The sequence below is a fragment of the Trichocoleus sp. DQ-U1 genome, assembly GCF_039961925.1.
Taxonomy (GTDB): domain Bacteria; phylum Cyanobacteriota; class Cyanobacteriia; order Cyanobacteriales; family FACHB-T130; genus FACHB-T130.
Genome location: NZ_JAMPKB010000039.1, coordinates 43822 through 55983 on the forward strand (window position 1 = coordinate 43822; position 12162 = coordinate 55983).

The 12162-nt window shown below is 48.3% G+C and carries 12 protein-coding genes and 1 pseudogene; 5 read left to right on the forward strand and 8 right to left on the reverse strand.

The window, feature by feature from the left end; translation table 11 throughout:
* Window positions 1-72: 72 nt before the first annotated feature.
* The gene (locus tag NDI34_RS17085) at window positions 73-759 is read right to left on the reverse strand and encodes an ATP-dependent Zn protease (protein WP_348233261.1); all 687 of its coding nucleotides are present in this window, start codon (window positions 757-759) and stop codon (window positions 73-75) included.
* Window positions 760-838: 79 nt separating this feature from the next.
* Window positions 839-1672 (reverse strand): M15 family metallopeptidase, encoded by an 834-nt coding sequence (locus NDI34_RS17090; RefSeq protein WP_348233262.1) that lies wholly within the window; start codon window positions 1670-1672, stop codon window positions 839-841.
* A gap of 240 nt (window positions 1673-1912) precedes the next feature.
* On the opposite strand from NDI34_RS17090, the gene NDI34_RS17095 reads away from it, so the two are divergent.
* Window positions 1913-2854 carry an AEC family transporter gene (locus tag NDI34_RS17095; protein ID WP_190432292.1) on the forward strand — a complete coding sequence of 314 codons (942 nt, stop codon included), beginning with the start codon at window positions 1913-1915 and terminating at the stop codon, window positions 2852-2854.
* Here NDI34_RS17095 and NDI34_RS17100 read toward each other — a convergent pair.
* Window positions 2840-3367, reverse strand: coding sequence for a phosphoribosyltransferase (locus NDI34_RS17100; protein WP_348233263.1), 528 nt, complete (start codon window positions 3365-3367; stop codon window positions 2840-2842). The two genes, NDI34_RS17095 and NDI34_RS17100, sit on opposite strands and share 15 nt — an antisense overlap.
* A 132-nt stretch (window positions 3368-3499) precedes the next feature.
* Between NDI34_RS17100 and NDI34_RS17105 the strand changes: the two genes are divergently transcribed.
* Entirely contained in the window at window positions 3500-4948 is a 1449-nt protein-coding gene (locus NDI34_RS17105; protein WP_348233264.1) for an MFS transporter, read from the forward strand.
* Between the two features lie 675 nt (window positions 4949-5623).
* Here NDI34_RS17105 and NDI34_RS17110 read toward each other — a convergent pair.
* Window positions 5624-6997: pseudogene (locus NDI34_RS17110) on the reverse strand (aminopeptidase P family protein); the annotation flags it as partial.
* An 88-nt stretch (window positions 6998-7085) separates the two neighbouring features.
* On the reverse strand, window positions 7086-7517 hold the full coding sequence (locus NDI34_RS17115; RefSeq protein WP_190411757.1) for an NUDIX hydrolase: 432 nt from the start codon (window positions 7515-7517) through the stop codon (window positions 7086-7088).
* Between the two features lie 181 nt (window positions 7518-7698).
* Between NDI34_RS17115 and malQ the strand changes: the two genes are divergently transcribed.
* The gene (gene malQ / locus NDI34_RS17120) at window positions 7699-9210 is read left to right on the forward strand and encodes a 4-alpha-glucanotransferase (protein WP_190411758.1); all 1512 of its coding nucleotides are present in this window, start codon (window positions 7699-7701) and stop codon (window positions 9208-9210) included.
* Here the strand turns inward: malQ and NDI34_RS17125 are convergent.
* The 3 genes from NDI34_RS17125 to NDI34_RS17135 are packed head-to-tail and all read right to left on the reverse strand — an operon-like array spanning window position 9166 to window position 10969.
* Window positions 9166-9381: a hypothetical protein gene (locus NDI34_RS17125; protein WP_348233265.1), complete on the reverse strand. Its 216-nt coding sequence runs from the start codon at window positions 9379-9381 to the stop codon at window positions 9166-9168. The genes malQ and NDI34_RS17125 overlap by 45 nt on opposite strands.
* Window positions 9381-10184: a RodZ domain-containing protein gene (locus NDI34_RS17130; RefSeq protein WP_190411760.1), complete on the reverse strand. Its 804-nt coding sequence runs from the start codon at window positions 10182-10184 to the stop codon at window positions 9381-9383. The genes NDI34_RS17125 and NDI34_RS17130 overlap by 1 nt, the downstream gene beginning before the upstream one ends.
* Window positions 10181-10969, reverse strand: coding sequence for a pseudouridine synthase (locus tag NDI34_RS17135; RefSeq protein WP_348233266.1), 789 nt, complete (start codon window positions 10967-10969; stop codon window positions 10181-10183). Before NDI34_RS17135 ends, NDI34_RS17130 begins: the two co-directional genes overlap by 4 nt.
* Window positions 10970-11145: 176 nt before the next feature.
* Here NDI34_RS17135 and NDI34_RS17140 point away from each other — a divergent pair, with 176 nt between their 5' ends.
* Both NDI34_RS17140 and NDI34_RS17145 read left to right on the forward strand, forming a co-directional pair.
* The gene (locus tag NDI34_RS17140) at window positions 11146-11865 is read left to right on the forward strand and encodes a DUF2993 domain-containing protein (RefSeq protein ID WP_190526424.1); all 720 of its coding nucleotides are present in this window, start codon (window positions 11146-11148) and stop codon (window positions 11863-11865) included.
* Window positions 11866-12027: 162 nt separating this feature from the next.
* Window positions 12028-12162 (forward strand): IS630 transposase-related protein (locus tag NDI34_RS17145; RefSeq protein ID WP_348232470.1); only part of this gene is annotated, 135 nt, incomplete at its 3' end.

Sequence of the window (12162 nt, forward strand, 5' to 3'; positions counted from 1 at the left end):
GGATACAGAGGCAACAACTTCCCATTAATTCTATAAATTGGTAATTGATTAATGACTACTAATTAGGAACGACTAACTTCTAAAAGTATGTTGCTGAAGCACCTGATAACACTCCTCAACTGAAGCACGTTGTTCCATCCTCGCCACCAGGGCTTCGTAGGCGGGATAGTTTTCCTCAATCAGGGTACGTGCTTGCAGCGCACTGGCACGCTCTTTCTGCTGAGCGCCGCTTTCCTGCCGTCCTAACTGTGTCAGCGCCTCTCTAATTTTATGCCGGTCTTCTGCGCCTCCCTCGGCGCTACCGTATGCCAAAATCTCGGCGGCGATGCCTGCCATCCAGACGGTGCAGAATCGATCCAGGATGACTTGCATCTCCCAAGGGCTTGTCATTTCTTGCTGCAATTTTTGGGTATCAAATATTACTCCACCTTGCCCAGGATTTCCTTGTCTAACGGTTTCCCAGGCGCTGAGCGTGTAGCCGGTGATGGGAATTTCAAGTAAGTAGGCGACGAGGAAATGACCGGCTTCATGCCGCAATACGCGATCGCGGTATTTGGAGTCAGCACCTGCAAACAACTCCAAAAGGATTGCAATCCCTTTGCCTTGGAAGCTCAGGGTGTCTAAGGTTGCCAGTCCCAGAATGCTAATCGTTGCGATCGCGGGGATTGTCGGTGATATGTTCAACATTGGCCCCAACAAGCTAGAAAGCGTCATTGCAAAGACGCCAATGGCAATTAGATTTAGGGCAGTTTGTTGCATGATATTGAAGTCTAAGGTAGATGAATTAAAAATTAAAACTGGTGCTTTAAATTTTGCATTTTTAATTTTTAATTACTGGCTAGGGTAAAGTATTGGGGTTGGGATTGGTCGGGGACACGACAGAGCGATCGCCCGATGGCTGTGCCCCACCTCCGAATTGTTTGGCTTTATAAAATGTTTCCAGACTATCGCGATCGCCCACATAGCGCCAGTGCCACGGTTCATAACTAACGCCTTGGGGATTGTTGCGGGGAAACGATATCTCAAAGCTATAGTAAGGGGCGTTCTTCTGAAGCCACTTAAAAGCCGCAGTCTTCTCAAAGTTAGGACTGAGATTCGTTGCGGGGACTCTTCCATCACCCACGTCTATCGCGTACCCAGTATGATGTTCGCTGTGACCGGGAGGCGCACTCACTTTTGCCCGTTCGGCGGCTGACTGTCCGCGCTGCGCCTTAGTGTCAAAATATAAATGCTGCTGCTCACTAATCGAGCGAAATCCTGAAATTGGCACGATGATAACGCCGGAAGCTCGCGCCGCTGCTACCATCGCTATATATTGTCTGGCGGCAGTTTTACGCATTTTCAAGCGACCATCCGCTGTAATCGCCTCTAATTCGGACTGTGGTGCTTCTTGGTAGGGAAAGTGTCCAAAGAGGGTATTAACTTCTGGTGTAGCGGAAGGCGTTTGAATGCCTGGAATCTGATTTTGGACAGGCGTTGATGCATCCGATTCGGATACAGGACGGGGGACTAAGATACCGATAATCAGCGCGATCGCTCCCAATCCCAACAAACCGCCAAACAGGAGAATCGGCTGCCAATGTCGCTGGCGTCGTCCGAGGTACGGCGTATCCCGCAACGCCTCCGGAATATCGTCTATCGGCAGTGCCGACTTGGGTGGTTTTTCAGGCATACCCGCGTTTTCCAAAAGAGCCACTCCTGTTGTTTTTGTGGTTAGTTATCAATTCTTAGATATCCAACAACGGCACTGAGACTCAACACCTAACTTTACAAGTATTTTAGACTGAGCGAATCTCAACAGCCGCCGTGTATTCCCAGATGCCTCGTCATCAACCCTGATGCTTAACATGAATAGAGGCTGACATATCGTACAGGTGTCAGTCTAAACCTTCTGCTGACAACCCATAAGACGATGCCTAATATAGGAATTCAACTGCTGGAACTCTATTTCCGGCTAGGTGGTGGCATTTTGCTGGGATGGGTTTTGGGTCGCCAACTGCCCAAAGTAGTTCCCACCTATTTAGGCAAGTTTCTCTTTTGGATTGGAGTCCCGCTTGGCATTGTGGCGTTTCTGCGTCACGCCGACTTATCTGGGCCAATTTGGATTGCACCCGTCGCCGCTTGGGTGGCAATTTTGGTGGGAGCCGGATTAGCCTGGTTTTGGATGGGAAGACAAGCCTCGCAATTCCCTAAAAAAGCTTGGAGTAAATCCACTCAAGGAAGTTTTCTATTAGCCTCAATGGTCGGGAACACCGGCTACTTAGGTTATCCCGTTACCCTCGCTCTCGTCGGGCAGCAGTACTTTGGGTGGGCGCTATTTTATGACCTGATGGGCACCACGCTGGGAGCCTACGGCTTGGGCGTTGTCTTGGCGGCTCGTTTTGGGGTTGGGGCAGAGAAGGGCGTCTTCCCGTCCCTACAGGCAGTGCTGATCAATCCAGCGCTGTGGAGTTTTGGCTTTGGGCTGGTTTTTCGCAACTTCCCCCTGCCCGAACCCGCTGAACAATTGCTGCAAATGATTGCTTGGAGTGGAGTGGCGCTGGCTTTGGTGCTAATCGGTATGCGCCTCAGCCAGCTTTCTTCCTGGGGTAGCCTCCCTTCGGCATCTGTGAGCTTGGGGATTAAAATGCTGCTAGTTCCGCTGGTACTGGGCGTTGGGGTTGGGCTGCTGGGTGTGAGTGGGGCACCCCATCTAGTCATTGTTTTACAGATGGCAATGCCTCCAGCGTTTGCCACCCTCATCTTGGCAGAAACCTACAATCTCGACCGAGATTTAACCGTGACGGCACTGGTTGTCGGGACGATAGGACTCCTATTGACTCTGCCGGTTTGGTTGGTGTTATTTGGTCGCTGAAACAGCAGCATAGCGTTGGGCTAACTCTGAGGGATCGACCTGTTCGTATTTTTCAAAGGGTTGGTGAATCCAGGGGTTTTCCGGGAGATAGTCCACATAGTAGTCAGGCGCGATGACGGAGCAAGCTTTGTACCAGATGACAGCGGATCGAATCTGCTCGACATCAGCAGCATAATGATGTTTCAGCCAAGGGATAGCTTCCCGGAGGGTGATGCCAGAATCCACTAAGTCATCCACCAGGAGAATGCGGCTACCCAGATGAGGGGTCGTCATGGTGAGGTCGCGGGCAAAGGCGAGAGAACCTCGAAAGCGATCGCCTGTGCCACCGTAAGAAGTGGCAGCTAAAATTGCCAACGGTTTGTGGTAAATTCGCGATAAAATATCACCCACCCGTAGACCGCCCCTGGCAAGGCAGACAATCTGGTTAAACTCCCAGCCGGATTGATAGATGATTGCCGCCAACTGTTCGATTTTTTGGTGGTACTCTGACCATGACACGTAAAGCTCTGGCATAACAGGCACAATTGAACAGGTTTAGAGAACAGTACAAATGCTATAGAACAAATGCTATAAAATTCCCGCTCTTGGGAGACAGATGCGATACTTTTTTGAAATTTTCAATCCCCCTGCCATCAGCCAACTGCCATGAGTGATTCCTCTTCTGAGCATTCCCCCGCGACACCCGACAGCGAAAAGCTAAAGTTAAGTACGAAACTGGCTTATGGTGCCGGTGATGTAGGTGCTGCTATCACCGCAAATATTGGGGTGTTTTATACCGCCTATTTTCTGACCGATGTCGCTGGAATCGCCGCTGGACTAGCGACTTGGATTCTCCTGATTGGCAAGGTTTGGGATGCGGTGAACGATCCGGTTGTCGGGGTGCTTAGCGACAGAACAAACTCGCCACGCTGGGGGCGTCGGCTTCCCTGGATGTTATATGGGGCGATTCCGTTTGGAATCACGTTCTTTTTGCAGTGGCTAGTTCCTCGATTTAGCGCCAATGACTCTGCAAATCAATGGGGATTGTTCTGGTATTACATAGTCATTTCGATTTTGTTTAATTCGTTTTACACCGCTGTTAATTTACCCTACACTGCCCTAACTCCAGAACTGACTCAGGACTACAACGAACGCACTAATCTCAACAGCTATCGGTTTGCTTTCTCGATTGGGGGAAGTATCGTATCTGTGATTGTGTTCGGAATCATCGCCGCTTTGATTCCTAATGACCGCATCCAGCAATATTTGGTGATGGGCGTCGTTTGTGCAATCTTGTCGGTCTTACCGATTTATTGGTGTATTTGGGGGACACGCGATCGCATTTTGGCAAGGGCGGCACAAAATCCCACCTTTGAACAACCTGTCTCCCTCCCAATTTTGGAACAAGTACGGATTGTTTTGAGCAACCGTCCCTTTTTATATGTTGTTGGAATTTATCTGTGTTCCTGGTTAGCTGTCCAGGTCACAGCGGCTATTATTCCTTATTTTGTTCTCAGTTGGATGCGCTTAAGCGATGCAGTCGTTGCCCAAGTTATTCTAGCGGTGCAGGGAACAGCATTGTTGATGCTGTTTATCTGGAGTAAGCTTAGCCAGAGATACGGTAAAAAAGCCGTCTATTTTATGGGGATGAGCGTGTGGATTATTGCCCAGGCAGGATTATTTTTCTTACAGCCCGGTCAAATTGCTTTCATGTACGTGTTAGGAGTGATGGCAGGTTTTGGCGTTTCTACAGCTTATTTGATCCCGTGGTCGATGCTGCCAGATGTAATTGAATTAGATGAACTAAAAACCGGACAGCGGCGGGAAGGGATTTTTTACAGCTTCATGGTGTTCCTACAAAAAGTCAGTTTAGCTGTTGCCGTGGCTCTAGTCTTGAAAAGTCTGGAGTGGAATCAATATATTCGGTCTACCCCAGAGAACTTAGCCCCAATTCAACCGGATTCTGCACTTTTAGCGATTCGCATCGCCATCGGACCTCTACCAACAATTGCCCTAATTGGTGGATTAATCCTGGCATACTTTTATCCTCTGACTCGTGAGGTTCATGCCGATATCTTACTGAAACTGAAAGAACGGAAATTAAAGGCTCAATAGCTCTTATCAATGAACTTTTCGGTTTGAATGGGTGGGTTAGAAATTCACCCATTCAAAAAAGTTTTTTTCTGAATATTATAGACTTTATTGATTTTTTTTGGTAAACTGAAATTGATAAGGAAGAACTGACTAGTAATATTTTTTTGAGGATATATTTTCATTATTTAAGAATACCTTTTCAACGCATAGCTAGTAGTTGTTTGCAATACATTCTTCAAAAATTTTTTAAAAAAATTTTGAATCATTGCATAGAATACCAGCATCATTCATTTAGCTAATCGCTAATTTAAGCATAAGAATCGCTACAACACGTCCAAAATCAAGCCAACCAATCTTTTAAGAAAAAAACAAATGGGGAAAAGGTAAAATTTTATTTACCCTTTCCCTAAAGGATTTCTTACCGGCACGAACTTATTTAAGCAGTTGTAAAGTAGAAATTAACCCATCCGGGTATTTCTCAAGCGCCTTTTGTTTGGCAACCTTGTGATCTACATCCAGAAAATACTCACCGCTATCTGCCTCAATCGCGATAAACCAGTCAGGATAATCCTTCATCAATTGGGGACTAACTTGTTCAAAAATTGCGCGACAACGCTTAATAAAAGTGGGAATACCGGCGGGTGCTTTTCCAGTCATTGGTTGCCCGGTTCCGAAGAAAACGCGGGATTCCTTCTTAACCAAAGACTCAATTACATCGGCATCGGTTGGCAATGCTGCTGTAAGAACTTCGCTGCCTGATTGGGTGACTAGAACATCATCTTCTATGCGAATCCCGCGCACATCTTCAAAGTGAGAGAGGCGATCCCAATTCACCACATCCTGATATTTTGCTCGGAAATTGGGGTCATTTAAAATTGCCGGAACTTGATAGAATCCTGGCTCAATGGTGACTAACATCCCAGCGCGTAAGGGGCGATCGAGCCGCAGGTAAGCTAAACCAAAGCGATCGCTTCGAGTTCTCCCCTCTTCATACCCCGCCAAATCCCCCAAATCTTCCATATCGTGGACATCCAAACCCACTAAATGACCGATTCCGTGAGGGAAAAACAAGGCATGAGCATCCATTTCTACCAAATCTTCCGCACTGCCCCGCAGAATGCCTAAATCCACCAACCCTTGGGCGATCGCAGTCGCTGCCAGTAGATGAATCTCCCGATACTCCACATCCGGGCGGATTTTGGCAATACAAGCATCGTGAGCCGCCAAAACCAAATTATAGATTTCTCTTTGGGTAGAAGAGAACCTACCCGATACAGGCCAAGTGCGCGTGACATCTGCTGCCCAGCCCATTGATGTTTCAGCGCCCACATCCGCCAGCAGCAAGTCTCCCGATTGCAGGGGGTGCCAATACTGCTGATTGTGGAGAACCTCCCCGTGAACCGTGACGATACTGGGGTAAGCGCAGCTCATATTCTGTGAGATGATGACACTCTCCATTGCCGCACGCACACCTGCCTCCAACTTGGCGCTGGATGTGGCAGCCATTCCCGCTAAGTGAGCTTCCACGGTGACAGATGCAGCTTGTCGTAATTCTGCCAAAGCACCTGCATCGTGGCTGAGTCGCAAAAATATAATGGCTCGTGCTAACTCCCCGTCAATTCCCTGAGATGCATTTGCGGATGCGATCGCACGATGCATTATCTGAGCTTGTTGCTGCCTAGTTGCGGCATCCTGCACCGAGATAGTCGCGGCATCCGCTGAGCGTGACTCCAATTCTGCCATCGAAAATGCCGCATCCGCTCCAATCGCCTGGGCAATTTCCTCACGTTTCGGCATTTCTCCATGCCAGAGGGCACTGGTAGGAGACTCATCATCCATAAACAATTCTAATTTCCCAGCTTCGAGTCGGATCGCCGTATTTTCCAGAGGTACCCCCGCAAAATAGAGGAAATGACTGCTGGCGCGAAATGGGAAAGTATTGGCTGGATAATTTCGGGAACTACTACGCCCAGACCAGAGAATAACTGGAAAATCAATTAACTCGGCAAGTCGCTGCCGCCGGTGAAGCAGAGTAGCGGCAAACGTGCGATTTCTCTGAAGTTGCATCATAGCGAGTAGCGGCAGTTTATGGCTTATCCCTTTTGTATTTAAGTTTAACCTGAGCTAAAAAGCCATTACCCATTGGCTATAGACCGCCTCAAGATAATTGAGGGCGTATCCCGTAATGCCGATAGCGCCAATAATCATGCAGGATTTTGCCGTGATCGAAGCATAAATCCGTGGGAATTCGCCAAGATTCAAAAATTCCAACCGCCTTGGCATCATCAGCAGCTTGAGGTTCGCCCGTTGCCGTTGCGATAAACACAACGCTCATCGTGTGACTTCGCGGATCGCGGCTGGGATCGGAATATACCTGGAATTGTTCAATTAACTCCACCTGTAAGCTAATTTCTTCCTGCGCTTCACGCCGCGCCGCCGCTTCTGCTTTCTCCCCGTAATCAATAAACCCACCCGGAATTGCCCAACCATAAGGTGGATTTTGGCGTTCAATTAATACAATCGGTCGATGCGGTCGATCGATCAGTTCAATAATGATATCGACAGTCGGAGCAGGGTTTCGGTAAGTCATTCTGAATATATTGCCCCCCAATGAGCGGGATCGAGGGAAAAAAGGCTGAATTTATTCTGCCGCGATCGCTGTCATTTATGACGGTTGAATTACCGAATGCAACCCGCCCTAGGAGTGAGTGTCAAACTTCTGCGTACCGTGATAATGTCAAATCGTTTGCATCCTCTCCATCAGGTTATTTATGCCGTTTCCTAGATCTAGTGGCATTTTGCTACACCCCACTTGTTTTCCTAGCCGGTTTGGCATCGGCGATCTCGGTTTAGAAGCTTATCGCTTTATTGATTTTTTGGTGGAGAGTTCCCAGCAATTTTGGCAGGTTTTGCCATTAGGACCAACCGGCTATGGCAATTCTCCCTATATGTGCTATTCAGCATTGGCGGGAAATCCCTTACTGATTAGTCCTGAGAAGCTGCGCGACGAGGGGTTACTTACCGAGGATGATTTTTCTGGATTGCCAGAATTTTCCCTAGACAGGGTGGATTTTGAGCGGGCGATCCAGACCAAAATGCCTTTGCTCGCTAAAGCCTGCGAAAACTTTAAAAACCAGGCATCAACCTTACAGCAAAAGGAATTTGCAAGTTTTTGCAAGGCGGCTCATTGGCTTGATGACTATGCCTTATTTATGGCGATCCGGGAAGCTCAGGGACACGCTAGTTGGTATAACTGGGAACCGGAAATTGCTAAACGCCAACCGGAAGCCTTAGAACAGTGGCGGCAGCGGCTGAATGATGAGATTTATTACCACAAATACTTGCAGTTTGAGTTTTTCCGGCAATGGACTCAACTGAAAAGCTATGCCAACTTGGGCAGTATTGAGATTATTGGCGATATTCCAATTTATGTGGCTCACGATAGTGCCGATGTCTGGTCGCATCCAGATATCTTTTGCTTGGATGAACAGACGGGGGAACCAGCGCTGATGGCTGGAGTTCCACCGGACTACTTCAGCGCCACAGGCCAGCTATGGGGCAATCCAGTCTATAACTGGGAAAAGTTGCAGCAGCAAAACTTTAAGTGGTGGATACAGCGCTTTGAATCTTTGTTAGATTACATTGACATTATTCGGATTGACCACTTCCGAGGGTTCCAAGCCTACTGGGCAGTTAAGCAGGGCGAAACGACTGCTATGAATGGGGAGTGGATTGAGGCTCCTGGAGAAGCTTTCTTTAAGCTACTGAACGACAAATTAGGTAAGCTTCCTATCCTGGCAGAGGATTTGGGCGTGATTACCCCAGAGGTAGAGGCGCTGCGTGATAAGTTTGAGTTTCCGGGGATGAAGATTTTACAGTTTGCCTTTGGTTCGGATTCTGGCAACGGCTTTTTGCCTTTTAACTATCCGCGCAACTGTGTGGTTTACACCGGCACCCATGATAATGACACCACGGTAGGCTGGTTCTATCAACTTTCAGACTATGAAAGGGAGAATCTCCTGCGTTATGTGGGTTGCATCAGTTCCGACGGCATCCACTGGGATGCGATCCGGCTGGCGATGGCTTCGGTGGCAAATCAGGCAATTATTCCTTTTCAGGATCTTTTGGGATTGGGGGGCGATGCCCGAATGAATTTTCCCGGCAAAGCAGAGGGAAATTGGGAGTGGCGGTATCGACCTGAAGCCGTGAACCAAGAGATCGGCTATCGTCTCAAAACTCTAACTGAAACTTTCGGTCGCGCCCCAATTAAGAATCAGGACTGAGGGGTGAGGGATGAGCAGTGAGGACTGAGGACTGAGGGCTGAGGGATCGGGGTTGAGAGGTAAGGACTGAGGGGTGAGGACTTGGGCGATCGCTTGCGTCACTGGTGTATATCGCGTGTCTTTGAAGAAAAGCGCGATCGCGTCTCGACCCTCACAGTTCTCAGCACTCATTAAGACCCAGGAGGATTAGCGGCAAAGGTTACTTCTCGAACTTTACCGGGGGCACCCAGTTTCTTTGCCTTTTCATCATTAAAAGCGACTAAGATACCACCCGCATTACCAGCTTTTACAATCAGTGTCTCCTCTGCAACCCAGATGCGCTGAGTGCCTTGGGGGAGCGTTCCCTCAAACTGCGTCTTGCCATCCACCACTACCCGAATCCATGATGGGGTTTTGACGGTTACGCCAACCCGTACCGGCTTACCCGTTTGACTGGTATTGCTGCTGAATACTGCTGGGGTAAACGGCCCTAGTTTTTCTTGCAAGTCTGTATTGGCTGCATTAGCTTTGGCGAGAGACTCTCTAGGCGATCGCTCTTGAGTCCCGCCCTTTCCTACTTCTAAAGCCGGACGATTCACCACGTAAGACAGACCGTTCACTGCACCAATCACCAGAAACACATAGATCAAGTAAAGGTGAATCGGTCGCAGCTGAGCTGATGGCAAATAATACCGCCAGGTCGGCTTAATGAGCTGGAAAATCGGCCCACTGGGAAAAGTGTCAGAATACTCTACCCCATCTAATCCCAGTGCATCAGCATACCGCTTGATAAACCCTTGAATATAGACGGGTTCAGGCAAGATTTCGCGCCTACCTTCCTCAATTGCCTTGAGCAGACGAACTTGAATCCTGGTTTTGTCGCCAACTTCCTCTAGGGACAGAGATTGTTCCTCACGCACCTGGCGGAGGCGAGACCCCAGTTCTTTTAGCTTCTCAATTTGTTGCTGTTGAAGATGAAGTGGATTCTCCTTCATACACGGCGCTCCTTGATGTCTGCTGGCACTTCTATTGATGTTAGATTGACTTGGTTTTGTAGAAAACTGATTTCAAAATCTTCAAGAAAACGATAAGTACCAGGGAACATAGGCTCCCCTGTTCGTTTTAAACAAATGGGACCAATCGCGGCACGGTGTAGATGAATGACGGGATAGCCCAGTTGCTCGGCAATGCGTCGAATTTGTCGGTTTCTCCCTTCTGTAAGAATCACTTCCAAGCAGGTTTGAGAACCCCGCACATCCAAAACGCGAACTTGAGCAGGCAATGTCTTTTTCCCTGACAGTAGAATACCCTGACGCCAGGATTTTAGTACCTCTTCTGGGGGATGACCCTGAATCCAAACTTGGTAAGTTTTAGGAAGATGATATCGCGGATGGGTCAAGCGTAGCGTCATTTCACCGTCATTTGTGACCAATAACGCGCCGGTGGATTCGGCATCTAGACGTCCAACTGGATGCAATCCCTGACCTTCTCGGAGTGCAGGAGGCAGTAAATCAAGAATCGTGCGGCGCTTTTGAGGATCGCGGCACGTAGAAACTACCCCAGCAGGTTTGTAAAGCAAGATATAGAGCATTTGAGGACGATGAGCTGGGAGTACAAGTTTGCCATCAACTTCAATCCGGTCTTGTTCTGGATTTGCTGTTTGCCCCAGATGCACAACAGTACCATTGACCTGCACGCGCCCTGCTTCAATCATTTTTTCAGCTTGGCGGCGGGAGGCAATACCCCATTGGGAAAGAATTTTTTGTAGCCTTTCGGCCATAGGCGAAATCGAGCGACGAATGAATAAAGGTTAGGGCTTAGCTTGTTGAGGCAGTGCCTCGGCTAGACTATTAGGGATTTTTGATCTTAGATTTAGGATTTTGAAGGAATCGCCAGTCTAAAACCCAAAATTGACCTCTAATTAGACTATGTACAAATATTACAGGAAGAAAGCCATTGACATCTAAGCAAGGGAGCAGGATTATCAGCACAACATTATCACCAGCGTTGCGGCTGTGGTTGCGATCGCAAGTTTCGCAAGTTGAAAACCTCCAGTTTAAAATTTCCGGAGGCGATCGCCAAATCCTTACAGGTTATATCCCTCAAGTTTTTATTGCCGCCAACCATGCAGTGTATCAAGGACTGCATCTGTCACGCATTCAGTTAACCGGAGAAAACATTCGCATCAACCTGGGTCAAGTTCTTAGAGGTAAACCTTTACGCCTTCTCGAACCCATCCCCGTTTCCGGTGAGCTAATACTAGAGGAGACAGACCTTAAGGCATCTCTCCAGGCACCCTTATTCGCCACTGCTTTAACTGATTTACTGGGGACACTACTCCAAGCAGTTCCAACGCACCCAGCTGACATCTTAAAAGACCAGCAAATCAGTTGGCAACAGATTACCATCGATCCGGAAAGTTTGAAACTCAGCGGCACTTTAACAGACCCATCGGGTAAAGCCACACCTCTAGTGCTGCGGACAGGCCTAAAGTTAGCTAGCCCTCACGAACTGCTTCTAGAGTCCCCCTGTATCGAGACGCAACAGGAACTGCTCCGAGGCAATTTGGATGAATTCAAGATAGATTTAGGCCCAGAAGTAGATATTCAGGAATTAACTGTGATTCCGGGTCAGTTAGTTTGTCGCGGACGGATTAATGTCATTCCAGCCGAATAAAAATAGGACTTAGGAGTTAGGACTGAGGGCTGAGGACTGAGGAGTTAGGACGGAGGGTTGGCTAGGACTGAGGTACAAAAAAGAGGCAGATATAGCAACCGCCAAGATAGTTAGGACGTAGAGTAGAGATCACCTGTGGTCCTGAAGTTATTCAAGCTGCTCATGGCAAACCCCTATAGTTATGACCTGCGTCAGAAGGTGATCCAAGCGATCGAGTTAGACGGCATGAAGAAAAGTGAAGCCGCACAGGTGTTCCAAATTAGTCGCAATACGATTGACCTATGGCTGAAGCGGCGA